Origin of the sequence: Devosia sp. SD17-2 (genome assembly GCF_029201565.1) — a bacterium.
Classification (GTDB): domain Bacteria; phylum Pseudomonadota; class Alphaproteobacteria; order Rhizobiales; family Devosiaceae; genus Devosia.
Map to the genome: position 1 here is coordinate 2,520,759 of NZ_CP104002.1, position 24,531 is coordinate 2,545,289.

General features: G+C 62.6%; 17 protein-coding genes. 10 read left to right on the forward strand and 7 right to left on the reverse strand.

What is annotated here, in order from left to right:
- Positions 1–243: 243 nt before the first annotated feature.
- Genes NYQ88_RS12340 through NYQ88_RS12355 form a run of 4 tightly spaced genes read left to right on the forward strand, consistent with a single transcriptional unit; the run spans position 244 to position 6,756 of the window.
- Positions 244–1,521 (forward strand): DUF4062 domain-containing protein, encoded by a 1,278-nt coding sequence (locus NYQ88_RS12340; protein ID WP_275651432.1) that lies wholly within the window; start codon positions 244–246, stop codon positions 1,519–1,521.
- Positions 1,518–2,492 (forward strand): MoxR family ATPase, encoded by a 975-nt coding sequence (locus NYQ88_RS12345; RefSeq protein ID WP_275651433.1) that lies wholly within the window; start codon positions 1,518–1,520, stop codon positions 2,490–2,492. The genes NYQ88_RS12340 and NYQ88_RS12345 overlap by 4 nt, the downstream gene beginning before the upstream one ends.
- Complete coding sequence (locus tag NYQ88_RS12350; protein WP_275651434.1) at positions 2,489–3,700, forward strand: hypothetical protein; 1,212 nt, start codon at positions 2,489–2,491, stop codon at positions 3,698–3,700. Before NYQ88_RS12345 ends, NYQ88_RS12350 begins: the two co-directional genes overlap by 4 nt.
- Positions 3,697–6,756 (forward strand): ankyrin repeat domain-containing protein, encoded by a 3,060-nt coding sequence (locus NYQ88_RS12355; RefSeq protein ID WP_275651435.1) that lies wholly within the window; start codon positions 3,697–3,699, stop codon positions 6,754–6,756. Before NYQ88_RS12350 ends, NYQ88_RS12355 begins: the two co-directional genes overlap by 4 nt.
- On the opposite strand, the gene NYQ88_RS12360 is transcribed toward NYQ88_RS12355, so the two are convergent.
- The 4 genes from NYQ88_RS12360 to NYQ88_RS12375 all read right to left on the reverse strand — a co-directional run bounded on the left by NYQ88_RS12360 (position 6,753) and on the right by NYQ88_RS12375 (position 11,621).
- Positions 6,753–7,859: a hypothetical protein gene (locus NYQ88_RS12360; protein ID WP_275651436.1), complete on the reverse strand. Its 1,107-nt coding sequence runs from the start codon at positions 7,857–7,859 to the stop codon at positions 6,753–6,755. The genes NYQ88_RS12355 and NYQ88_RS12360 overlap by 4 nt on opposite strands.
- A gap of 93 nt (positions 7,860–7,952) precedes the next feature.
- A complete protein-coding gene (locus NYQ88_RS12365) occupies positions 7,953–8,177 on the reverse strand; it encodes a hypothetical protein (RefSeq protein ID WP_275651437.1) in 225 nt (74 codons plus the stop codon).
- 710 nt (positions 8,178–8,887) lie between these two features.
- Positions 8,888–9,061: a hypothetical protein gene (locus NYQ88_RS12370; protein WP_275651438.1), complete on the reverse strand. Its 174-nt coding sequence runs from the start codon at positions 9,059–9,061 to the stop codon at positions 8,888–8,890.
- 247 nt (positions 9,062–9,308) lie between these two features.
- Positions 9,309–11,621: an NAD-binding protein gene (locus NYQ88_RS12375; protein WP_275651439.1), complete on the reverse strand. Its 2,313-nt coding sequence runs from the start codon at positions 11,619–11,621 to the stop codon at positions 9,309–9,311.
- An 85-nt stretch (positions 11,622–11,706) separates the two neighbouring features.
- On the opposite strand from NYQ88_RS12375, the gene NYQ88_RS12380 reads away from it, so the two are divergent.
- The 4 genes from NYQ88_RS12380 (at position 11,707) to NYQ88_RS12395 (ending at position 15,742) form a co-directional block, all read left to right on the forward strand.
- Positions 11,707–12,333, forward strand: a complete 627-nt coding sequence (locus NYQ88_RS12380; protein ID WP_275651440.1) for a hypothetical protein — start codon at positions 11,707–11,709, stop codon at positions 12,331–12,333.
- A gap of 90 nt (positions 12,334–12,423) precedes the next feature.
- Positions 12,424–13,155, forward strand: a complete 732-nt coding sequence (locus NYQ88_RS12385) for a hypothetical protein (RefSeq protein WP_275651441.1) — start codon at positions 12,424–12,426, stop codon at positions 13,153–13,155.
- Positions 13,152–14,657, forward strand: a complete 1,506-nt coding sequence (locus NYQ88_RS12390; protein WP_275651442.1) for a type IV secretory system conjugative DNA transfer family protein — start codon at positions 13,152–13,154, stop codon at positions 14,655–14,657. The genes NYQ88_RS12385 and NYQ88_RS12390 overlap by 4 nt, the downstream gene beginning before the upstream one ends.
- Entirely contained in the window at positions 14,654–15,742 is a 1,089-nt protein-coding gene (locus tag NYQ88_RS12395) for a patatin-like phospholipase family protein (protein ID WP_275651443.1), read from the forward strand. The genes NYQ88_RS12390 and NYQ88_RS12395 overlap by 4 nt, the downstream gene beginning before the upstream one ends.
- Here NYQ88_RS12395 and NYQ88_RS12400 read toward each other — a convergent pair whose 3' ends face one another.
- Positions 15,743–19,381: an SUMF1/EgtB/PvdO family nonheme iron enzyme gene (locus NYQ88_RS12400; RefSeq protein WP_275651444.1), complete on the reverse strand. Its 3,639-nt coding sequence runs from the start codon at positions 19,379–19,381 to the stop codon at positions 15,743–15,745. It abuts the gene before it with no gap.
- A gap of 129 nt (positions 19,382–19,510) precedes the next feature.
- Between NYQ88_RS12400 and NYQ88_RS12405 the strand changes: the two genes are divergently transcribed.
- Positions 19,511–20,473, forward strand: a complete 963-nt coding sequence (locus tag NYQ88_RS12405; RefSeq protein ID WP_275651445.1) for a hypothetical protein — start codon at positions 19,511–19,513, stop codon at positions 20,471–20,473.
- 530 nt (positions 20,474–21,003) lie between these two features.
- Here NYQ88_RS12405 and NYQ88_RS12410 read toward each other — a convergent pair.
- Both NYQ88_RS12410 and NYQ88_RS12415 read right to left on the reverse strand, forming a co-directional pair.
- Positions 21,004–22,355, reverse strand: a protein-coding gene (locus tag NYQ88_RS12410; protein ID WP_275651446.1) for an IS3 family transposase whose coding sequence is annotated in 2 segments (ribosomal slippage) — positions 21,004–22,017 and positions 22,020–22,355 — 1,350 coding nt in all. Because the reading frame shifts where the segments join, the coding sequence is not laid out codon by codon here.
- Between the two features lie 13 nt (positions 22,356–22,368).
- A complete protein-coding gene (locus NYQ88_RS12415) occupies positions 22,369–23,454 on the reverse strand; it encodes a bifunctional DNA primase/polymerase (protein ID WP_275651447.1) in 1,086 nt (361 codons plus the stop codon).
- A 124-nt stretch (positions 23,455–23,578) separates the two neighbouring features.
- Here NYQ88_RS12415 and NYQ88_RS12420 point away from each other — a divergent pair.
- Positions 23,579–24,333, forward strand: a protein-coding gene (locus NYQ88_RS12420; RefSeq protein WP_275651448.1) for an IS5 family transposase whose coding sequence is annotated in 2 segments (ribosomal slippage) — positions 23,579–23,909 and positions 23,909–24,333 — 756 coding nt in all. Because the reading frame shifts where the segments join, the coding sequence is not laid out codon by codon here.
- The last annotated feature ends 198 nt before the right edge of the window (positions 24,334–24,531 follow it).

A 24,531-nucleotide genomic window follows, 5' to 3' on the forward strand; every position in this document is an offset into this window, starting at 1 on the left:
ACTAACTGAACGGCACTGTTTCGGCGATTTTGAGGTGGGAAGTGGACTGGCCGCTTCTGGACGCGATGTAGAACAAGCTGCCCTATTCGCTTGACCTTAAAGTGCGCGATACGGTGGTCCTGTCCACGAAAAGGGAGGGACAGATGCACGTCGACACTTGCGCGAAGGCGAGCGGGCATTACTGTTGTTATCCACAGTTGTTGCCGCCGCACCACAATAGTTCGAGCAATTTAGGACCCCGGCATGGCTACCTTAGCTCCCCATGTATTCATCAGCGGCACATTCGCCGACATGAAGGAGTGGCGCGAGGCGGCGATCGCGGAACTCGTCGGGCTCGAGAACCTGCTGCCGGTGGACCTGGCGCAGTACGCGCGCATCGGCGGCCTGACGCTCGACCTCATTAAATCGTATGTCGACCAGTCCGATATCTATCTTGGCGTGTTCGGACTTCGTTACGGCTCACGCGTCAACAACCAGCCGGATGCGCCGTCATGGACGCATTACGAGTTCGACCGCTTCCTCGCGAGCCTGCCGCGGCGGTTATCTCATGGCGGCAAGGTGCCGATGTTCCTGATGCACCCGGAGTTACCATCCGACGCATACGACCAAACGCTTCTCCGGGCCCGGGAGGCGGTTCGCACGATGTCGGAAGCGGAACAGGAAGCCGACCTCGAGGCGCAGCGGCAGTTCATTAAGTATGTTCAGGGGCACCTGCCCGCCTTCATGGCGGTGCCGCTGGGCGACGGCCACGCACAGCGTCACCTAATGTCCCGGCTCACCGAAACGTTCAGCAGCGAAATGCACTTCCGCAAGCTGATCGCGAGCTTTGTCGCCCGGCTGCGTAGCGGCGGCCCGTCGGACACGGCGGCGATCGACCAGCGCCCCCCTGTCGCACCGAGACTGCCTGCCACTCCCGAGGCGCTATTGCGGCGGATTGCGTCGACGAGCAGTGCGGCGGCGACCTGCCTACTGGTGCCGCGCCTTGGCCGCGTCCACCCGGCGGGCGTGGCCAAGGCGCTGGCACAGGCCAATCCATGGAGCGTCGAGGACGCCGATCAGGTGATCGACCTCGCGGCCGAGCGCTTCGATAGCTCGCGGTCAGGTCGCAACGCTGAGGCAATGGCGATCCTCGCCGATACGTTGCGGGTCGACATGCGCAGCGACGCGCCGCTGCCCGAGCTGATCGCCGACCATATCATGGAAGACGAGGCGGCGCGCATGGTGCTGATGCTAGGGCTCGAGTGCCTCAACGCCAACTCTTTCCTCCGCGAGGTGTGGCAACCGATCGAAGCGGCCATGCGGCAACGGCACGGGCAGCGATCGGATCGCCCGCAAGGCAGCCTGCTACTGGTGCTCGCCGACGACACCTCGATGCGGCCATCGCTTGCGGCGCTGTGCCGGACTTCGACGGAGCCGGCCGAGCCTGGCAAGCCGATCGTGATGACCGAGCAGGATTTCGAGATCCGATCGGCACCGGACCAATCCCAACCAGCCCTTCAGCGCGGACAGCAACCGGCATGACGCAGCCCTATTCATCCTTTACCGGCATGCCACAGGACGGCCGGCCCCGCGACTATGTAATCTCGCGCGACGACGCGTTGACGGTGGACCTCGCCATCCGGCTTGGCCGGCCGCTCCTGATCGAAGGCGAGGCCGGTTGCGGCAAAACCAGGCTCGCCGACGCGGTGTCGCGCGAACTTGGGCTCAAGAACGCGCCTATCATCGTGCCGGTGCGCAGTTCGACCCGCGCGAACGACCTGTTCTATCGCTTCGACGCTCTGCGCCGGCTGCAGGACAGCAACATCGCGATGCTCAGGGATCGGGCATCGCATGTGCACAACTATGTCACGCTCGAACCGGTTGGCCGGGCGATCGTCTCGGGCGAGCCGAGGGTCGTGCTAATCGACGAAGTCGACAAGGCCGACATGGATTTCCAAAACGACCTGCTGTTCGCGCTGGAGCGCTTCCAATTCGTCATTGACGAAATCCCCGCCGAGGAGGCGGCTTTGGCCAAGACGGAGAGGGACCTTTCGCCTGTGATGTCGTGGCCGGGCGGGACGCGTCCGATCGTGATGTTCACCTCCAACCGCGAGAAGCAGCTGCCTAAGCCCTTCCTGCGGCGATGCATCTATCTCGAACTCAAATTTCCGGCCGACCCGAACGAGCTGGTCGAGATCGTCACCGCCAACCTGCGCCGGCGCCGGGAGACCGGGGAACCAGGAGCTGAAACGCTTGGCGAGTTGAACAACCAGCTGGTGATCCGGGCCGTGCAGTCCTTCCTCGCCATCCGCAAGACGGCCGAGATCGATAGCGCCACCAAGAAGCCCGCTACAGCGGAACTGCTCGACTGGATCCACGCGCTCCACTTTTACCCGGACAGCACCGACGGACTAGATACCCTGACGCCGCCGTTCTGGCGGCTGCTGTTCCGCTCGGCGGAGGATATCAGCCGCCACGCCCGCCATGCCGGCCGGAAGGCCAACCCGGCATGAGCGAGCCCGAGGCCCGGCCGCCGCTGCTGCACCTCGTAGCGCTGCTGCGCCGGGCAGGACTGCCCATCTCGGTGGGGCAATATCTGGAAGGGCTGCGGGCACTGGAACTGGTCGAGGCGCCGTTCACCTACCTCGCACCGGTGGGGCGGCGAACCATCGAGGCGGCGACCGACATCGACCGGCATCGCGTGGCGCTGCGCGATCGGCTGGTGTGGTTTGCGCAGACTATCTGGGCGCGCTCGGACGAGGAGCGGCAGATCGTCCGCCGAGTCATCGAATCTGAACTGCCGCTGGCCTCGCCGAGCTACGCGCTGATGCTCACCGAGGCCATCGCAGGCCGCTCGTTCGGCGGTAGCGGCAGCGTGCCCGAGCCGCCGGCACGCCTTCCGGAGGACGTCGCCAATGAGGCCCAGCAGGCGAAGGCCGCGGCAGACGAGGAAGCGCTGGCAGTGCTCGACGACTCGGTCTCCGACGAGCCAGCGGATGCCCCGTCGCGCTATCGCGACAATCTGCTGCCGCTGCCACCGATCACTGACAGCGAGCTGCCGCGCAGCAACCCGTATACGCTGACGCAATCGCAGATGGTATCGCCACTATGGCTCGCGGCATTGTGGCGGCGGTTCCAGGAGCCACGCTATGTCGAGGACCGCTCGCGCATCGATGTCGAGCGTAGCGTCGCCAGCACGGTGCGAGCCGGCGGCGTTCCGGTCATCGTCCACGCACGGCGGCGCCAGAATGCCGCGCAGCTGCTGGTGCTGATCGATGCAGGCGTCGCGATGGCGCCCTGGCGGGCATTGTGCGACGAAATCGTCGCGACGCTCGCTCCAGAGACGAGCCGGCTGGACAAGGTCATCGTCGGGTACTTCTCGGGCGCCCCGGGCCGACACCTTGAGAGCACGCCGGACCTGGCGCGGCCGCGCCCGACGGCCGAGCTGCTGCGCGAAGCTGAGGGAATGCCGGTGCTCGTCTTCGGCGAAGCGGGTGCGGCCCGGCCGCCACGGCACGACCTGCTCGGGCGGCTCGAGCAGTTCATCGCTGCGACGCTGGCGCGCGGCGTCCGCCCGCTGGTCTGGGTCAACCCGATGCCCGAGGCGCGCTGGCAATCGGGCTTCCGCCGCGCCATCGCCGAGAGCGGCCACGGCCATGCGCTGGCCCTTAGCGACAGCAACCTGCTGCAGGCCGTCGACATCCTGCGTGGCCAGCAATGAGCGACGACAGCGACCCGGTTGCCATCGTCGCGCTGTTCGAGCGGCGCTATGGCGGACAGTCGCTGGCGCTCGCCTGCCACGCGGCCGCGGCGCATCGGCTGCGCCCCGAGCTGGTGGCACTGATCCGGACCAACTTCCTGCGCGGCCCGGCGCGGCTCGACCCTTTGCACGATGCCGACCTTCTATTCGGACCGCTGTGCCGCGACCAGGGCGGCGGCTTCTTCGAGATGCCCCCGGACGTTCGCCACCACCTGCTGCGGTTGCTCGACGCCGAGCAACTGCGGCCTGGAAACACCGACTTCCCGTCGCGACGGGTCGCGCACTTCCTGCGCCACTACTTTGCCCACGTGCGCGAGGCCGATCCGCGCTACACGCAGCCGCGCTACCGGCGCTACATGCACGAGAACATGTGGCGGGCGCTGGCGCTCGATGATCCGGAACTGGCGCAGCGGCATATCTTCGACCACGCCGAGGCGCGCAATGCCGTGACCTGGCAACAGCTCGGCCGGGCGCCGCGCGGCGGCGGCATCGTCGCCGTAGCGGGCCCGGTACTCGCCACGCTGCGCGACGAGATGGCCTATCTCGCGGCGCAGGACCTGATCGCAGACGGCTACAGCGACATGGCGCTGACCGTGCTGGGCGGCATCGATGGCAGCGCGCTGCAGTTCGGGAACCGCACGCTCGCCGCGCCGCAGCGTCTCGTCGACGACATCCGGCAATTCCGTCAGCGCCGCGAGAACACGGTCGTCTCCTCGCAGCCCGCGGATCAGGGCGCCGACGGGCCTGGCAAGGTCGCGCACGGCCTCGACGTCGCGCTGCAGATCGATGCCAGCAAGCTCATGCTGGCGGACAACGAGCTTCATGCGGCGGTCGGCACCGACGACGAAGCGGCGGTTGCTAAGGTTCTCGACGCCCGCTTGGAGCTGATCGACACGCTCGACAGCCGTGGCTGGGCCGCGCTCCACCGCTCCACCCGCTCTCGCTCGACCGCCATCAGCAGGCTGCTGCTTGAACGAGGCGCCACGGTAGATCGTCCGGCCGCCCTGCTCCACACACCGCTCTATTGCGCCGCCGAATGGGGCGCGACCGCCATCGCGAAGCTGCTGCTCGATGCCGGCGCCGATCCGTCGGCGCCAACCGCCGACAAGTCGACTCCGTTGATGACCGCGTCCTATCACGGCCACCGCGAAATGGTCGAACTGCTGCTCGCCGCCATGGGGCCAAATCTCGCGGCGATCGATGCGACGAACGACCGAGGCATGTCGGCTCTGCAGGCCGCGGTCGAGCTGGGCAGTCTCGCGCTGTTCGACCGCCTGATCGCAGCGGGAGCCCGGGTCCCTGTCCCCTCCAGCGGGCAATGGACGCTGCTGCACTCGGCGGCAAGGAGCGGCAATGCAGCCCTCGTGGCCCGGCTGATCGCGGAGGGTTATCCGGTCGACGGCCCCGATGCGGATGGCTGGACGCCGCTTCTCGTCGCCGGCCAGACTAACACGGGGCGCGAGGCGGTCGAACTGCTTCTCGAGTGCGGCGCCGACCCGGTTCGGCCGCAAGTCTACGGTTGGGCCCCGGCTCAGATCGCCTCGCACTGGAACCAGCGTGCCGTGCTCGGGGCGCTGGTCGAGTTCGGCGTGTCGATGGGCGCGCCCAACGGCTCGGGGCGCAGCACCTACCTCGGCGCCGCTGCTGCCGGCGCAGCCGACACGCTGGCCTTCCTGCTCGATGCCGACGGGGTCCTGCCGAAAGAGGTGGATGTGCGAGGCCAAAGCGCCGCGGCGCTCGCGGTGGCCTCAGGTAACACGGCGGCGGTCGAGGTGCTGCTCAACTCGCCGAAGATGGGCGCCGATAGCGCCACTGCTCTGCTCGAGCAGGCGGTCAGGCAGAAGAAGCCGGACATCATCCGCTTTCTCCTCGGCAGCGATCGGGTGCCGCCCGTGCCGCGCCGGCCCGACGAAAGCTGGGTGTGGACGGCGTTCGACCTGGCCGAGGAGCGCGATGCGACGCTTGCGGCGCTGATCGCCTGCCCGAGCATCGACCTCCCCGACCGGAATGGGCGGGCCCTCGTCGTGGACGTCGCCGAAGCGGGACTTACCGCCTCTATGGACGCGCTTATCGGCCGTGGTGTCGGCCTCGATGTCGCCGATACGACGCTCGAAACGCCGCTGGGCGCGGGAGTACGGGCCGGCGAGCTCGAGATCGTCGAAAAGCTGCTGTCCGCAGGCGCCGATCCGGACCTGCCGTCGAAGGGAACGCCGCCGATCCTCGCCGCCAGCGGCGCGATTCTCCTCGCCCTGCTCGCACACCGCGCCAGCGTCGACGCGCTACTGCCGGATGGGCGCAACGCGCTGCACCTGCTCGCCGCTAGCGAAGATACCAGCACCGGAGCCGCCGAACTCAACGCCCTGATGGCAGCCGGACTGTCGACCGCCGACGTCGACAGTTCTGGCAGAACCCCGCTGCACGTCGCCGCCGAGGCTGGGCGGCTGACGAAGCTCGCCAGGCTCCTGGCGAGGGGGGCCGAGGTAGAAGCGGTCAACCTGTACGGGCAGACGCCATTGCTGTCGGCGATTGCGGCCGGCCAGGCGGGCACCGCCGACGCCCTGCTCGACAAGGGCGCGAACCCCGGCGCGCACTTGCCGGGAGGCTGGTCGGCCTTGCACCTCGCCGTGGAACGGGGCCTGATGGAGCTGGTCGAACGTCTGTGGCCGCTGAGCGTAGACCCCACCGCTCCGGCCGCGGATCCGCCGCGCAACGTCCTACAGGTGGCGGCGGAGGCGGGGCTCCCCGAGATGGCGGAGCTGCTGCTAAGGCTGCGGTTCGGCGCCGACATGGCAGCGCCAAATTCACCCACGCCGCTTGTCCTTGCGCTGCAGGGCAGCGGCTTCAAAGTGGCGGAGCTGCTGCTCGAGGCTGGTGCGAGCGTGCGCGCCGTCGATCCGGGCAGCGGAAAAGCGGTCCACGAAATCGCTTCGGACCGCTTCCGCCGCCTGCTGCAGACCAACCGGCTTACCGCCGAGGACCGCGCCGTGCTGGAGCGCATCATCGGCCATCGCGACTAGGGCGCTGCGACCACCGGCCCGTCGGCACTGCGGACTGCATCGGCGATGGCGACAAGGGACGACAGGTCCATATGGGACGCCAACAGCGAGCCGAACGGCCCATCTTTGGATCGCCAGTAGGCGAGAATCTGGGGGAAGCGGTTGAACTGCAGCTCGCCATCGCGAACGATCTGACGACCGGAGGCCAGCAGGCGCAACCCGTGTGCGCCGTTTAACGCAGCGCGGTATTCTTCGGGCGAGGCACGGCCCGCCAGCCACTGCTCGAACTGACCTGCATCGTCGGTTCCGACCTCCTCGATCGCCGCCCGCCGTCGGTCGGTGAATGCGGCCAGTGCGGCGTTGGCCTGGTCGGCTGCACGGCCCTGACTGATGCGGCACACAAAAATCACGCGCATCCAGGTGTTCAGGTCGACCTGGCTGAGTTCGGGCAGCCAGACCAACCAGCCGGCACCTGCGGGGCTGACCCGGTCGAGGTTGATGACGTTGGCGCAAAATCCGCAGGTCGTGAAGAACTGTGACGCCGTCACGGCCCCCGCCGGTCCGACCGCCGCTTGGTAGAGCTCGCAGCGGAAACCGCAATATCGGCAGATGCCGTCGTCGCGGTCGTTGACGCTCCCGGCCAACCTGCGGTCGGTTTCGGAGTCGCTCAGAACGCGAAGCGGCCGAGGCTGGCCGGCTGAGGGATAGGACAGTCCGAACTGCGGGCCCGTGCCATCGGCCCGGTAAGCGTCCGAGCGCTCCAGGAAGGCCAGCGGGTCGCGCAGCGATGCCGTGTCGCTGCCGTCGGTGATCATGCCCAGCGGATCGTGCAGAACGAGGTCAGCCACCTGCCTGAAGATGATGCCGTTCTCCTCCATCTGGATCTTCAACGGCGGGTTCTGCTCGCCGATGGCGGAAAAGAAGGTTGCCGCGTCGCGGAGCAGCTTCGCCGCCAGCTCACTGGTTCGCACCGTCTGCAGAACCTCCATTGGATCGCGTTCGACTAGCACCGCCATCCGCTCGAAGACCCGCGAATTCTCGTCCATCTGCTGCTTCAGGTCGGCATTCTGGCTGCCAATAGTACTGAAGAAACCGGCCGCATCTCGAAGCAGCTTCGCAGCCAAACTTTTGTGATGGGTGATTACTGTTTGACCCGGCATCTGACTTCACAAGTTGTCCGTCACTAATACTAGCAGCACCGGGCCGCGAGGCAAAGGCTACCTCTCGCCACCCACACCCTTCATCTCGAGCGCGCCGATACGGTGGCTGAGGATGGGCCAGGCCAGTTCGGTGGTGCGGGCGACCAGCGCTTCGCTGAGGGCGAGGAGGGCGGCGTTGACGTCCCGTGTTTCGAACGCGGCTGGCAGCAAAACAACGGGGTCAAGAAGAGGGTTTCGCTCAGTTGTGCCCTCACGCACGCGTGGTTCCTCGGGAGGCGACATGGCTAATCTTCTAGTTAGTAGAAGACGAACGCGCTCCCGGCGACGGGGCGTGCCCGGTATACGCGGCGCGCGGGACGAAAGTAGCATACCGGCGGGCATTCAGTATTGCCTATGGTGCTCACGTTACCCGCAAGGCAATTTGTATAACGTCTAAGCCCGTCGCTCCGTGTGACGGGCCTTTTGCTTCGTCTGAGCGGATACTTGGATCGCCATTCACCAGTCGCGGCTCTTGGTCAGCCTGCGCTCGATCTTTTCCTCGATCACTCTTGTGCTTCCGGTCTATCCGAACGTGATAGCACACTCCCATGGCCTGCTGGGGCTTGTCCGGCGCTCCCGCAGCCCCAATCGTCACTCTTTTGATACTACTTTGACCCTCTTATCTATTCGGTAAGTATTCCGGCGCCACTATAGGGCGAATTTCCACCGGGGGGCAAAGTGAACCCTGATCGCCGCATCGATCAGAGTTTTTCTATTTCGCGGCTCATCACTTCCAAGTGCCAGTTGCTTGAGCTAGCATTCTGCCTGCTGAAGATGGACCCCCAAACTCTCGTCTTCTAGCGATAGCCCTGCCGGTTCGCCCCGGTTGGGCTATTTTTTGGAAACAACAAATTGGAGGCGCGGGAAGCGACAGCAAGGAGTGATCGCCGAAACTGAAAAAAAAGCCTGCCCCCTTTCGGAGACGGGCTTTTGAAGCGGATATTGAGGTGCAGCTAGTACACGCCCAGGCGAGCGGCAAATGACTGGCCGTCGTCGCCCGCTGCACCGCTCGGAGACTGCCTGAGATCCTGATTAGTCCAGATAGGACGCTGTGGGAATTCGGGCGCTCTGCCGACGATCTCGTCCACAACCAGCGAGCCATCATAGACGGCAATGGCGATGCTCAAAATGATCCTGCATCAGGGAAGTCATCGGGGATGCGTTTGTACACCGCCTGGTTTACCTGAGTACAAACACGGCGAAGCGGGAACGGTCCTGCTCAGTGTTGGAAATTGGTCATCCAGCTTGGTGCTAATCCAACGCGGCGCAGAATCGAAACGTTCATCCCGTAACAGAGACCATCTCTCCACCGGTACCAGCAAGCGTCCCTTCTGGATGCTAGCCGCTGCGCCAATCATCTCTCAAGGCCTTCGTTCACCGCGTGGGGACTTGCCGTTGCAGATAGCTCTGCATCAAGAGAGTGGGCACGTTCGCGGCTGGTCCGGTGCCGTAGAGATGGATGACGTCGAGATCAACATCCGCGGGAATGCTGGCCGCCAATGACCTCAGATAACCGGCGGCATGAGCGGCTGGTGAATGCGGGATATCGACGCTGAAACGCTGTCCCAAAACGAGGCGAACCCTACATGCATCCGGTCCGGTCGCCCAGTCGCGGATCGTCGCGATCAGAGAAGGCGATGGCCCGTCTGGGGGGAACCTGTAGTCCTGCGCGGGCAATGCGAGCAGTAGTTCAGTTGTATCCAGCGCGACGGGATCGTTGATCGATCCATCGGGCGAGACGATATGTACCGAGCGGCGCGCTGGCCGAGCAACTACGCCTTTTTCCTGACTACGCCCAAATTCCTCCAGCAACGCACGTAGTAAAACAGTGTCGTAGTGCTGGTCGTCGTCATCGAGCTCGTCGAAAGATACCATATTCGGATGCTGGCGTGCCGTATTATCCCGTGCCCCATCCACAGGATGCCACCCATCCAACGCACGATCGACAACCCAGCGACGGTGCTCGGTTTGAGCCAGCTTTGCCATCATGCGATGTTCGGGCGGTGCAGCGAGGCGGCCGCCGAGGATGGCGGAACAGTCGATGTTCTCGGGCACGGCGTTCAACATTCGGGCGGTTTCCGTGTCGATCTTGGGAAGGGTCGCTTCGCCCATACCGCGCCATTGTAAGTCGAGGTCCACCAGCTTCACAGGCGCATGACGAACGGCACGGCGATTGGCTTCCTTCATGGTCTGTGGCATCGATTGCCAGGCGCGGTCGAGCGTATCCGCGCCGACCCCGCTCCGCCGCTTTTTCTCGTAGGCCCCGTGCAGTTCAGCGGCTAACTCATCCTCATCCTTGACGAGGAAGGTCGCGCCTTCGATGGTCGGCTCAACGGCGCCAAACAGCTTGCAGAAGCCGAGGGGATCGCGGTCGTCATAAACCTCGGTTTCAATACCCGCCCCCCAAACAGCCAGAAAGATCGCCGCGGGTGGGCAACGACCCAAGCACATGGCGTGCTCTAGCCGCAATCCGGCCGCCAGATTGGTGGCATCCTCACCGCAGCAGAACACATAGGCCGTGACTGGATTGTCGGCGACCTCCAAAGGATCGAGTTCTTCCGCACGCGAAAAATCCATTGATTGAACATCGAGTGGAACGAACCTGATGACGGGGGCTGCGTCCGTGGGCAGACTAGCGGCGGCAAGACCGGGCCGCTGCGCCCAGAAGCGCTTGGCGACGATATTGGCGTCCTTATCGATTACGGTAATGCGAGGCGGGTGTAGGTCATTGGCTATGGCGCTCTGCAGCGCCTCAAGCAGGATCGCCTCCCCCTGGTCGCCCATGCCGACGATAACAAGATGGACCCGCGGCTGATTGCACTCGCGGGCGTGGCGCGCGAGGTGGGCGCGGCGCAGCAGATTGCGAGCACTTTCCCGCTTAACGCTGAAGGTACGAACACCCTCGGCCAAGGGGAAGCCGCGGTCCGAACTTTCGCGCAGATCATCAGCGAAGCTGGGCGATGCAACATGGGCATAGATATTAGCCCCCTGCTCCAGCGCGTGGGCAGCAGCAGCGATCTCGATATTGGTGACATCATTGCCGGCGGCGACAACAATGATGTCGGCGGATGCGAGCCGTCCGCGCTCAAGACTCGACAAATCTGTTAGGTCACCAGCGATAAGCAAAACGCCATTGTTGCGGGCGATAAGTTGCGCCGGCCCCTCAAAGCGCTCATCGATGGCGGTTATGGCATAATTGTGGGACTTGAGGCTCTGGGCGACAGCGCGATTAACCGTGCCAAAGCCAAGAAGGACAGCGCGACGACGCGGCTCGCGCCAATGGGCGGTGGATCGCAAAGCGATTGGTATCCCATGCTCGCGCCGCCAGGCCTGCCAGCGAAGCAACAGCGGATCTCCGAAATTCCTGGCGAAAAGGGCGATTACGGCGCTTGATGATATAGCCACCGCTGCGTAGCTGAGAAACGTAAGTATGGCGGTAAGCCATGGGTTGTTCTTTGCGCCATCAGGCAGGGAAAAGCCTACGACGAACATCTGCAGGCTGCGATAGAGGCTACTGAAAATCGGCAGGCCTTCTGAGCTGGGCTGCCGCGCCGCTTCAAAAGCCATCAGACCTGCGGTCAGCACGACAAAGAAGGCCACCGACAGCCCATACTTGCGCAAAACCTCGCCGTGCTTTGCGAGACCGTCCCTGAGCGCGATACGTTTGTTCGCCTTGGCCGTCTGCATTGCACCCCTCCAACGCAACCAATATTTTAATCAGTAACTCAAAACTATAATAGGCACTTTTGCCACCAGGTTGGAGAGTGTTGTGGTGAGCAGAGCCCGTATCTTCACCATCGGCGTGGTGGGACATCGCTGGAACCGCATGGATCAGCGCCAGGAACCGCAACTGACCGTGACCATCGGCAGGCTGTTCGCCGCCATCGATGAAGCGTTGCAGACGACGACGATAAGGCTCGTCACAGGGTTAGCGGAAGGGGCTGACCATGTCGCTGCCCAGGCCATGCCGCCACGATGGCACCTCTTGGCGGTCCTGCCGATGCCCGAGAAAGCGTATGAAGGCCACCTCAAGACCCATGGCACCGGCCATCCGCAAGAGGCTATCGAGCGGCTGAGAGAATTGCTGGCTCGTCCGCATAGCGATCGGGTCGAGATTTCACTCGCAACGCCGGACGAACGTTACGTAGCCGTGCAGAAGGCGATCCTGGCGGATACCAATCTGCTGATCGCCATCTGGGATGGTGCGGGGGGCGCCGGCACCGGAGGTACTAATGACAGCATAACCAAGGCTCTGGCCAATGACACCTTGGTCGTCTGGATCGATTCTGACCAGGACAGAAACAGAGGATGGCGTCGCATTACCGCAATGTCGTCAGATGGCCCAGCCATAACGCAGGATATCGGTCCTCCTCAACTCTCGGAGGAACTACGCCGTTAATCCTGTGCTCTGCCTGCCCGCACCGCAAAGCCCTTGCATTGTACGGCTTTCCGGGTCCATGCTCAGGGGCCAGGAGCAGGGGCACAGTTAATGGCCGAGGGCGGTCGGAACGGCAGTGCTGGCGGACTCTACGCGCCGACGAAATGGGTCGGTGCGCCGATCATCGCGGGCGAATGGTTCGACGTCCTGTCCGGCGAAGCCTCCGAAATTCTTACCATCCTGGGGGAATATCTTCAGAGCGCCGAATTGCCTGCATTTCTGGCCCAGGCGCAGATCCACGGGATGCGGGCGATGGAACTCAATGCCTATCCTGATTGGCTGCTGATGGAGTGCCAAGCGCAGATCAATAGCGAGTCCGTGGCTCTTTTCAATTTCATGTTCGGTCCTACTGGTGCCATCCTGCTCGATGGCCGTGCCGACGCACTACATGCCTTCAATAGATTGGTCGGCGTCAACATCGTCGATCCGCAGGCTGCAGGCGAATATTTGTCGTTCTTTTGCAGCGCAGTCCGCTCGGGCCTTGGGCGCTTCGAGATTATCGGCTCGATCGCCGATCTGGCCTTTTCGCAAGGCACGACACGCAGCCAGAAAGCTGCCGTCCGGCGGCAGCTCAAGCCCCTGAGGCAAGTGCAAGCCGACGAGTCCGGCATAGTGTTCCAGACAACGGTCCGCTACGGGCCATCGCTGTTCTATAGCCTGTTCCGCGTCCCTCCCGCTGGCCGAGTCGAAATGCTCGAGGACCACGAGATCGATGTCGAGGCGATGCTTGACACGGAATTCTTTGAGGGCCCCTTCCGCATTCCTGCTGCGAGGCCGCAATGAATGAGGTTCCGAGCGATAACCGCGCCCGCCTGCCCGCCGCCATCCGCAATCCCGGCCTCCTGGTGGGCTGGTCGCTGGAGCGGGAACATGCGCGCCAGCCGATCGGCTTCTCTTTTGGCAATCCCATGCAGACGCCGCAACAGGGCTATCTCGATCCAATTTTATTCAATGACGAGGGACACCTCATTACCATCGCCCCGACCGGGGCCGGCAAGGGCGTCGGCTGCATCGTGCCAGCGCTCTTGCGCCATGACGGTCCGGTCATCGTCATCGACCCCAAGGGCGAGAACTACGCCATCACCGCACGGCACCGCCGAGATCTCGGCCAGAAGGTGTTCGTGCTCGATCCGATGGGCAGCACAGAAGCGCCGCCCGAGGAAAGGGCCAATTTTAATCCGCTAGATGCCATCGATGTCGAGGACGCGACTGCGGTAGACGAGATGAGCGCGGCCATCGCCACCTTCGCGGCACGGCTCAAGGCCGATCGCGATCAGTTCTGGGTTGGCCGCGCAACGCAATTGCTGATCGGCATTCTTGCTCATGTGCTCGCCGACCTGCCGCAACCCGAGCGCAACCTCGGACGCGTGCGGGACCTGCTACTGCTCAGCGTGGGCGAGCCTGACACGGTCATTGAACGGCTCAAGCGCTCGCGCCATCCGGTCGCCAACCAGACCCCTGGCCTGCTCGGCATCAAGGCGCCCGAAACCCTGGCCGGCATCCAAACCTTCGCGCAGGACATGCTCGGCTTCGTGCGCGGACCCATGGTGGAACAGGCGGTCTCCTCGACGAGCTTCAATCTTGATGACATCACGGCCGGGGCGCCGATGACGATCTATATCGTCCTGCCGCCACATATGCTGAATTCGCACGGCCAGCTGTTGCGGCTATGGATCAGCGCCCTCCTCGCAGCGATCATCCGCCGCCGCTCGAGGCCCGCTACCCCGACCCTGTTCATTCTGGACGAGGCGGCTCAATTGGGTCACCTCCCCCAATTGCAGCAGGCGATCACGCTTCTGCGCGGCTATGGTCTCAAGACCTGGAGCTTCTGGCAGGATGTCAGCCAGATCAAGCTGCACTATCCCTATGACTGGGAGACGATGATCAACAATTGCCGGGTGGTGCAATGTTTCGGCGCCAACAATATGAGCGCCGCCCGCACCATGTCGGAACTCGTAGGCTTCGGAACCGCCGGCGGCGTCCTCGACCTCAAGGACGACGAGATCCTGCTGCAGGTGGCCGGCGACGAGGGCGTCTATGCGCGCCTTCCGAACTACCGCACCGATCCGGCTTTTTCCGGCCTCTACGACGAAAACCCGTTCTATGGCCAGATTCAGCAACCCATGACGCGCGCGCCGATGCCGGTACGCTGGTATATGCGACCGCGCAAGCCATGGGTCGATCCGTGGCTGGCCCCGCCGGCCTTACCGAGCGGACAGAACGATCCGCGCGCCGTCGAGCTTCTCGACCGCATTCGCAGGCGCCGCGCCGGAACGCGGCGATGACGGCGGGCGAGGAGCGACCGAAGCGCATTCTCGCCATCGACGGAGGTGGCGTAAGAGGCGTGGTCGCAATCGCCTTCCTCGAAGCCCTGGAGCGCAAGCTGGGTCGGGAAGCCGGCGGTCCGGTGGCTTTGCGCGATCATTTCGACCTGATCGGCGGCACCTCGACCGGCGCGATCTTGGCGACGGCGCTGGCCCTGGGCGTGCCGCTCGACAAGGTCAGGAAACAGTATTTCGACATGGCGCCGGTGGTGTTCAAACGCACCATCCGCCGCATCAAGTTCCTGCAGGCGCAGTTCCTGGGTCAGGATCTCGAACGTCACATCGCCACCTTCACCGGCGAGAGCACGCTCGACACACCCCAGCTCAAGCCGGGCGGCCTCGCCATCATCACCAAGCGCTTCGATACCGGCAGCGTCTGGTTCCTGACCAATAATCCGGACGCGCCCTATTGGAAGGACGGCGAGCATGTCGGCAACCGGCGCTATCGTCTCTCGAGCCTGGTGCGCGCCTCGGCGGCCGCGCCGCTCTATTTCGCACCGCAGCGCATCAATGTGGTGGATGGGCAGCAGCCGGGCCTTTTCATCGACGGCTCGGTTTCCCCGCATAACAATCCGGCCCTGGCGCTGCTGCAGATCGCCACCATTCCCGCCTATGGTTATAGCTGGAAGACCGGCGCCGACAGGCTGGAAATCACCTCCATCGGCACCGGCACCTATCAGGCGATACCGGGCAATTCGCTGCTGCTGCGCATTGCCGCCGGTTTCGCCGTCAAGAGCCTTGAATCGATGATGGCCGATTGTGACGAGCAGGTGCTGACGATCATGCAGGCGCTGGGCCGCAATCAGACGCCGTGGAAAATCAATAGCGAAATCGGAGACCTAACGGACGTCTGCATCGCGCCCGAGCCGCTCTTCACCTTCCACCGCTACAATCTGCTGCTCGACAAAAACTGGCTCGAACAGCGGATCGACGACGTGCCCGATGTGGATATGCTGGCGCGTTATTCCAAGCTGGACAATACTGTGACGATGCGGCCGCTCTACGAAATGGCCCAGCGCGTGGCGGCGCGCGAACTCGAGATCTGATCAGAGCCGTTCGCGCACCAGCCGGAAGCCCATCTTGTAGTCGCGATCGTCGCATCCCAGCCGGTAGCGGCTGGTACAAGTGGCGATGTGGTCGACAAAATACCACAACCCACCGCGCATGGTGCGAGAGACATTGACCGGCGGGCGGGTTCTCGGCTCGTGGCGGGAATAGCGCGACGGGGAGTTGAGCAGCTTTTCCTCCCGGGCGTCGTAAAGATTGGCGCTCCATTCCCAGACATTGCCCAGCATATCGCGGAACCCCAGACCATTGGGCTGGGCGCCATATGGCGCACGGGTATCGCCAGGCGTTCCCCGGGCGTGGGCCAGCGCATTGGAGAGCGCCTCTGGCTCCTTGCTGTCGGGATGCTCATAAAAATTGCGACCCCACCAATATTCCCAGCGCTCATCGACCAGCTCCGGCGCCCCGTCTATCCTACCGTGACGGCAGGCATATTCCCATTCCGGCTCATGCGGCAGGCGGCAACCATAGGCCTGGCCGTCCTTCTGCCAATTGGCCCATTGGCAGAAGGCCCAGGCATCGTACCAGCTCACATAGATAACCGGATGATCGGCCGGCGGGTGCGGCCTTTCCACATCGGCCCCGCCGCCGCCGGCCAGCGAGAGATAGTGCAGCACCGATTGCCTGTGTCCCGGCGCGAAAAGCCAGAACCATTCGTGCAGCGTCGGGACATCCTTCATCGTGAAAGCGGCCACACGCTGCTCGCGCTCGGCAGGCGTTTCGTCCCGGCGGCGCCACTTCTCCTCGATCGCCTCTAGCGCGGCAGCACGGGCGGCGACCAAATCACCATGCGCGCGAACCGCGGCCTCGAAGGGCCCGATGATTTCGCCATGCAGGTCGTCAATATCCTCCTGGCGCAGCTTCTTGCCCTGCAAGCCAGTGAACCATTCCGGCCGATTGCATTCTTCCGAGACCAGCATGGCATCTTCGCCATTCTGGATACGGTCGAGCTGGAATTCCCAAAAGGCCCTGGTCTTGCGCGGAAAACCCTGGCGTTCGCTGGGCGCCCCCATGGAAAAAGTTCCGCTCTGCACCTCAATCCAACCTTGATCGATGAGGTCTGCCGCGACCGCCCTCTGCTCGTCCGTGCCGGTCTCGCGCAAGTGCTGGAAATCGCCACGGAACGTTTCAAGCGCGGTGCGGGCCAAAGCCGGCCCATCACCGCTCTCGTCGCCTTCGAGCAATGGACGTTCCAGATGCGGCGAATATTGCGCCCGGTTCTCGCCGGGACGCGAGCGCGCCAAAGCGTCGTAAGGGATATCCCACCAATCATCGACCGGCACACCGGCAATGTCGTGCATGGTCTGCCAGGAGCGATAAAGCATCTCGGACGACCACAGGCGTTCCGTGCCAGCGAGAGCGAGCTTTGGATCGTACCAGACGCTGGCGGAACGGACCCAGGTGGGCTGATTGATCGCCTCCTCGGGCATTTCGGCGAGGAAACGGTTGAATTCCTCGGTGGCGTCGGTGTCGCGCCCTTCGGGATAGAAAACGGCATGCCGCAATTGCCGCGTCTCGGCCTCGTCGGCGTAACGCGCCAGCCAGAGCGCCGCGAGGAATTGCTGGATGGTACGATTGGCCCAGACGACGCGCCCAAGGGAATCCCCCTCCATCCGGCCGCTTTCCAGGATGCCGTTGCCCACTAGGGTGGAAAAATGCCCCAGCGTCGCCAGATCTTCCTTGAACTCATCCCGCGTATAGGACCGAACCTCGTCGCGCCCCCGGGCGCGTTCGCACATGGTGAAGAGGCTCTCCCGGAAATCGGCGGAAAGCGGGATGGCGACCTGCTGTTCCTGCGCCGCTCCCGGGCCGCCGCTTCCTGCCTTCCGGCCAATACGGTCATAGCCGCGCAGCTTTTCAGGGCCATTGTAGAGCGTCCTGAAGGCCAGCGCCGAGAGCAGCCGGCGGATGTTGCGCAACCGTTCGCGATCGAGGTCGCTCCCGAGCGTCTCCATCGCCGTGGTCTCGATCAGGTTGTTACCGGCGCGCCAATAGATGGCGGCGATGGTCCGGATCTCGCTCAGCACAGCAACCGGCAGTCCGCGCACATATTCAAGGACGCGCGGCACGCAGATGAAATCGCCTAGTTGCTTGGCGACGAGGTCGTAGCGCCAGCGGATGGCGTCGTCGGCCAAAAGATCGCCGCCGAGATAGGCGCGGCTCTGGGTCTCGTCGAATTCCTTCGGCTCGATGAAGCGCCAGAACCGGGCCTGCATGCGCTTGAGATCGGGCGATGAATCGGCCCAGTCGAGCAGCGGATGCGGTCGCCCGGCAATGGCGATGGGCGTGCGGGCCCACAGGTGTTCGGTCTGCAATTCGGCGAGCAAGGGCGGCGTGGCCGTGCCGAGATGATCGAGCCCATCGACCAATAGCACGATGCGGCCATCCATGATGTCCTGCCGCACCCATCGGCCAATGGTGGTGAGGAGCGCCGTCTCCGGTCTCGCCGCGACCTCTCGATCGGCATCGAGCAAAACCCAATTGGGATTGGTGGCGATCGGCGTCGCCCTAAGGATTATTTCGGCGATGCGCGCCACCATATCGTCGGTAGTAGGCGGCAGGTCGCTGGCATCGATGACCGCTGCCCAGACGCCCATCGCCTCGCCCCGCGCCGAGATGTCGCGTTCGAGACGCTTCATGGTTGTGGATTTACCGATGCCCCCGCCGCTGATGAAATAGAGCCTGGCGGGTGCGTCGCGAGCCTCTCCGATCAGGTCCGAGACGATCTGTTCCCGCGCGATCGGCGTCCATTCGCCATTGCTTCGTGCCTCGAGCTCAGCTTCGGTCGTCCGGCCCGCGACGAAACCCGCCGGCTTGAGGAATTGCAGCTGCCGACCATCGGCCGGCATCGAGAGCATCTCGAATGCCTGGTTGAGAATGAAGGGCGGCTGGCTGTTGGCGTGGACCGCCCGCAATTCCGCCAGTGCCTCCGCTTTGGGCGTATCGTCGCTGGCATGGAAATCCTGTCCGAAACGTAGCATCCATGTGGCATCCAGCGCGGTTCGGCGCGAGGATTTCAGCAATGACCATTGATGCTGCTGAATGCTGTCTAGATAGCCATTGCGCGCGCCGGCCATGCGCTCGAAATTGGCGAACATACGGCCCGGATCATTCCCGTAGAATCCGAAAAAATCGGCGCCGAACTCGCTGGTCATCCGCAGTTGCTCGCGCTCGTAAAAGGCTTTCTGCCGGGCGATACTGGCCTGCTTGACCGGATCCTCGCTTGCTGGCCATGCCGGGTTTTCGCGGAAATAGACCAAGAGGCGCCGACTGTCGTTGACGTTCCTCGTCCGCATGCTATTGAGCGCGGCATAGTATTCCCATTGCGTCCAGGAGAGATCTTCGGCGCTGACGCCATCGGGGAGCGGCGGCAGATGGGCATCCGTCAGCTTCTCCAGCGCCAGCGCCTGGCCGAAATGGGAGCCGATGAAACATATGATTAGATCGGCGTTCTCGATGCTGTTGTGGATGGCGATGCCGTCGCTCAGCGTGTTGGGATAACTCGCCTGCGCATCGACAGTCATTTGTAGCGCTGAAAAGAACGAAGCCAGCCGCGTACGATGGTCGCCGCCATCGGCGCTGGTCGAACTGATGAACACGCGCAGCCCCCGCTCCAACATGCTCCCCTCCCCTGGGCCAGAGAATTATAGATCCATCGACAGGCTCATGAATGATTAACGATTGTCCCTAGCGGGGCTCCCTGTCAATCTGCGCTCGCCTTCATTGGTGGATATGGGAGCTGGATTGCCGTGCCTCACGCCCTGGACTTGAACCCGCTACCGAAAGACTGGACGCATGCAACAGAAGACGGCCTTCGGCTGGAGCTGACGACGCGCTATGGCAGCAGCGTTTTCGACCAGTTCTTCGAGGCCTATGACAGGGCCTTCACGCTGCCTGACGAAAAGGAAGAGCGCAGCGGCTTTGAGGCGGCGCTCGATCTCAACCATGGCGAAGCCTATCGGCGCCTATCCCGGCGCTTCGGTCCGTTCCGCGAAATCTGCCTCACGGTTCATGATGAAAGCCAGTTTGTCGGCGGCGCCAATTTCTTCGCCACCGTCTGTAGCGCGGCAGATGCACCCCCCGTGCTGACCAGCAATCTCAACTACATCTTCATCGAGCAGGGTACACGCGGAAAGGGCTATCTTAAGCGCATCATCGCCGCAATCCAGGCGCTGTCCCTGCATCTGTTCAAAGCCAGTGAACCGCTCGTGCCGGGACTGATGTTCGTCGAGCAGAACGATCCGTTTCGCCTCACGCCGGAACAATACCGGCTCGATACCGACGTCAGTGGCCTCGACCAGTTCGACCGGCTATCGATCTGGGGGCGAGCCGGCGCCCGCATCGTCGACCACGCCTATGTCCAGCCGCCGCTCTCCGATGACCAGGAGGCGGACGACACACTGGCTCTATCTGTGATTGGTGCCTCCGGCGCCAGTATTTCCGCCTGCGCGCTGCGCGACCACCTCGAGCGCTTCTTCGCGATTTCGGTGCTCAAGGGCGTTGAAGAACTGGAAGACGACAGCGCGGTTGTTCAACTGCAAAGCCTTTCTGCCCACTGCGCGACGGGGCAAGAGATTCGCCTATTTGACCAATTGCCAATGCTCGCCGGGGCCAGTGCATTCAGCGACAAGTTCGACTTCTGGATCCATGACCGCCCACTTTCGCTGGTTAATGCCCTTGAGCATTTCGCCATGGGCCCCTGGCGCAGTTAGGTCGACCCTTCTGCCCGGAAACCAAGAGGATGTTGGGCCCCTTGGGCAACCGATCCAGGTTGGCCGAACGTTTTTGACGGGTCTCTGACGAGATGAGAGGCGTGATTATTGGCAGGAAGAGGTAAAAACCGCCTTGCGGCACATTGACCGCATGGCCGTTGCTCAAAGAGGGCAAATTTAGATTTACCACCTAAACTCAACCCAAGGCCGCAGTGGGGATGCGAGGGGCCCTGCAGGACTGCAGTAATTTCGGCCGTGGACCGGACAGCTCGCAGACGTTGAAACCGCCAAACCCACTAGACCGGGCATCGTCCCATTTCTCCTGAACGGCCCCACGCAACACGTAATCGGTGAAGGGCACGCAGCCGGATTGGCTGCACCCACTCCCCCCGAGCGATCTGCCAGAACGGCTAGGGAGAATTTTAAGTCACTGACTAAAAATAATTTTGAACACCCTGTCCGTCGTCAGATCATTTGGCGCAGTTTGGGTCTTGGATTAGCGGAGTATCGGCCTCGTCTTTGGGTTGATGTTATGCGGCGAGCTTGCGGTGCTGCAAGCGCCGATGCTGGATGGTTTGTCGTTTGATCCTTTCGCGCTGTTTTATGATGGCTGCGGCCCTGCCGAAGTAGGCGTCTGCCGGGGTCACGTTGTCGAGGCTCTCATGATAGCGCCTGTGATTGTAGTGTTCGACGAAGGCGCCGATCTGGGCCTCCAGGTCGCCGGGCAGGAAGTAGTTCTCCAGCAGGATGCGGTTCTTCATGGTTTGGTGCCAGCGCTCGATCTTGCCCTGGGTCTGGGGATGCATCGGGGCGCCGCGGACGTGGCTCATGCGATTGGTCTGGATATAATCGGCCAGTTCACTGGCGATATAGCAGGGGCCATTATCGCTGAGCAGCCGGGGCTTGTGATGCACATGCACCTGGTCGCAGCCTGAGGCCGCGAGGGCCATGTCCAGCGTGTCAGTGACGTCCTCGGCCCGCATTGTGTTGCACAGCTTCCAGGCGATGATGTAGCGCGAGTAATCGTCGAGCACCGTGGACAGATACATCCAGCCCCAGCCGATGATCTTGAAGTAGGTGAAATCGGTCTGCCACATCTCGTTGGGCCGCACCGTTTTGGTGTGGAACGCATCTGCCGCCTTGATCACCACATAGGCCGGGCTGGTGATCAGGTCGTGGGCCTTGAGAAGCCGGTAAACGCTGGCTTCGGACACGAAGTACCCCTTCTGGTCGGTGAAGCTCACAGCCAGCTCCCGAGGCGAGAGTTCGGACTCTTCCAACGCCATCTCGATGAGCTGATCATGGACGGCAGTCGGGATCCGGTTCCACACCCGACTGGGTGCCGAAGACCGATCTTCTAATGCTTCAGGACCGCCACCGAGGTAGCGGTCATACCAGCGATAGAAGGTCCGGCGCGGGATGCCCAGCCGGTCCAGCGTGCGTTTTGTGGGCAGGTGCGACTGCTCAACCAGATTGATGATCTCGAGCTTTTCGGATGCGGGATATCTCATTCTGGCTCGTCCCCATCCGCGATCATGCTTTTTTTAAGCAGACGGTTTTCCAGCGTCAGGTCGGCAACGCATTCCTTGAGCGCACCAGCCTCTCGGCGCAGATCCTTGACCTCATCACTGGTCGCAGCACGAGCAGTATCGCCCGCCAGTCGGCGCTTGCCGGCTTTCATGAACTCTTTCGACCAAGTGTAATACAGGCTCTGCGCGATGCCTTCCTTGCGGCACAGTTCGGCAATGCTGTCTTCGCCGCGCAGACCATCGAGAACGATCCGGATCTTGTCTTCAGCTGAAAAGTGCCGTCGGGTCGCCCGGCGAATGTCCTTCACCACCTGCTCGGCAGGCTTTTTGGTGCTCGGGGATTTAGCAGTCATCTTGGTTCCTTCGTCAGACGACGAGACCAAAACACTCCTTAAAGCTCAACCCTGAATCTGTGCCATGGGCGCTGACGGGGAACATCCACATGCGCTCCCCGGAGATGTCCCGTGCCTCGAAAGCTTCGAAAGAAGCTTTGCCGCCATACGGATTCGAGCTCGATCCTCTGGAAAGAAAGGGACGATATGAGTGAACTGCATTGAAGAACGCGGCAAGCGAATCCTTCGTGATGACCGGCGCATTTTCAGGCCCAGCAGCGGCAGGGTGCAGCGTCCCCCGTGTCCAGTCGAAAGGTTTGCCCGTCTTATGGTGCAATCCGTAGCACGTGACGATCTTGCCATTCCCAAGGAATTCAATTGCATTGAGCGGCTGGCCGTCGTCGCCGATGTCGACAGTGCCGTCGGGGTTTCCGAGCGTGACGCTGAACGAGCCAATGTCGATGTCTTCGCCTTCGACGCGGTAGAGCAACAACAGCTTTGGTGCCATCCCGACGCGGACGAACGGCGTCGTTCCGAGATGCTCGAATGCCAGCTGCATGACGTGTTCAGCGACTTCTTCCGTGCGGCAGTCGATGTCGATCGCACGGGCGTGGCCGGAGGCGGCGCAGCACTGGATAGCTAGATTCGCATTCCAGAGCGTGTGCCAGTGGACGAACTCGCGAAGAGGCACGCGCTGCTCACGCCACTTCGATGGCAAGAATGGCTCGAAATAGTTCTTGGTTCGACCAGTTTTCTTATCGGTGAGGCTGTACGGAATCGGGCTAGGCTTGCGGTCGCCGGTGCGTTGTTGAGGCACGACTGACCACCCGCGATCCGTGGTCGGACCTCCGAGATAAAGGGCGGTACGTGCGTAAGCGAATTCGCCTTCTTCGACACCTACCGCGTCAACCAGCGGTCTCTGGTTGACGACCAAAATCTGATGAATCTCGTCGTCCGTCAGCTTCCAGCCGCGGACCAGATCTGGCGTTAGCAGTCGTGTCTCGCGCAAATGCTTCAGCATGTCGGGCGGCCGGTTGGTTGGGTCGTCCCAGCGCGATCCAGCAAGTGGTTTCGACGGCTTTTTCTGCCGCAGTTCTTTAAGACTGCTCTGAATTTTCATGATCTCGTCCGCGTAAGTCAAAGTCCGGCGTTTCCAGCGCCGACGCTAGGGTCCAAACCCAATCAGGTTGTTGAATAGGGGCTGCAAATCAGATTCTCTGGCTTCGGATAAGCCGGAGGCATTGATGAGCAGACTGTTTTGGTTGAGTGACGAAGCCTGGGTGGCCATTGAGCCCCACCTTCCCAAGAACCAGCCTGGAGCCCGACGGGTTGATGACCGGCGGGTGATTTCGGGGATCATTCACATGCTCAAATGCGGCGGGCGCTGGGCTGATTGCCCTGGCGAGTATGGTCCTTCGACCACCATCTACAATCGTTGGAACCGTTGGAGCCGCCGCGGTATATGGGCACGCATTCTTGCGGCTCTGACCGAACAGGGCTGGATTGCCGAGACCGCCCAGATCGACAGCAGCTATATCAAGGCCCATCGTTGTGCAGGTGGGGGAAAAGGGGGGCGCGAGCCAATGCCATTGGCATCTCGCGTGGTGGCCGGACCACCAAGGTCCATGCGCTTGTCGACGTTATCGGCAGACCACTCTGCCTCGTCCTGACACCCGGCAATGCCTCGGACATGAAGGGAGCAGATCTGCTCATCGCCCACACAACGGGTATGAAGAGGATTATCGCGGACCGGGGCTATGATGCCAACCGTCTTCGCTCCACTCTTCGAAGTCAAAACACCATCCCGGTGATCCCCGGCCGCAAGAACCGCAAGCGCAAAATCCGATACGATGAGAAACGCTACAAGGACCGCTGGCGCGTTGAGGCCATGTTCTGCCGCCTCAAGGATTTCCGCCGCGTCGCCACACGGTACGACAAGCTCGCTCGGAATTATCTATCTGCCGTCATGCTCGCAGCAGCAGTTGCGTACTGGCTATGATTGAGTCTCAACCCTAAGATCGCCTGGTTGCCAGCATTTCGCAAGACCTTCCAACGCAATCCTTCAAATAATCATATGCGACAAAAGATTGTCACATAGACGAGACTGAACACTGTTCAACAAAGATCGAATCCAGAGATCTATTCACTTTTGTAGAATAGATGGCACTTTCCTTGCGACTTGCACGAATCCACGAGA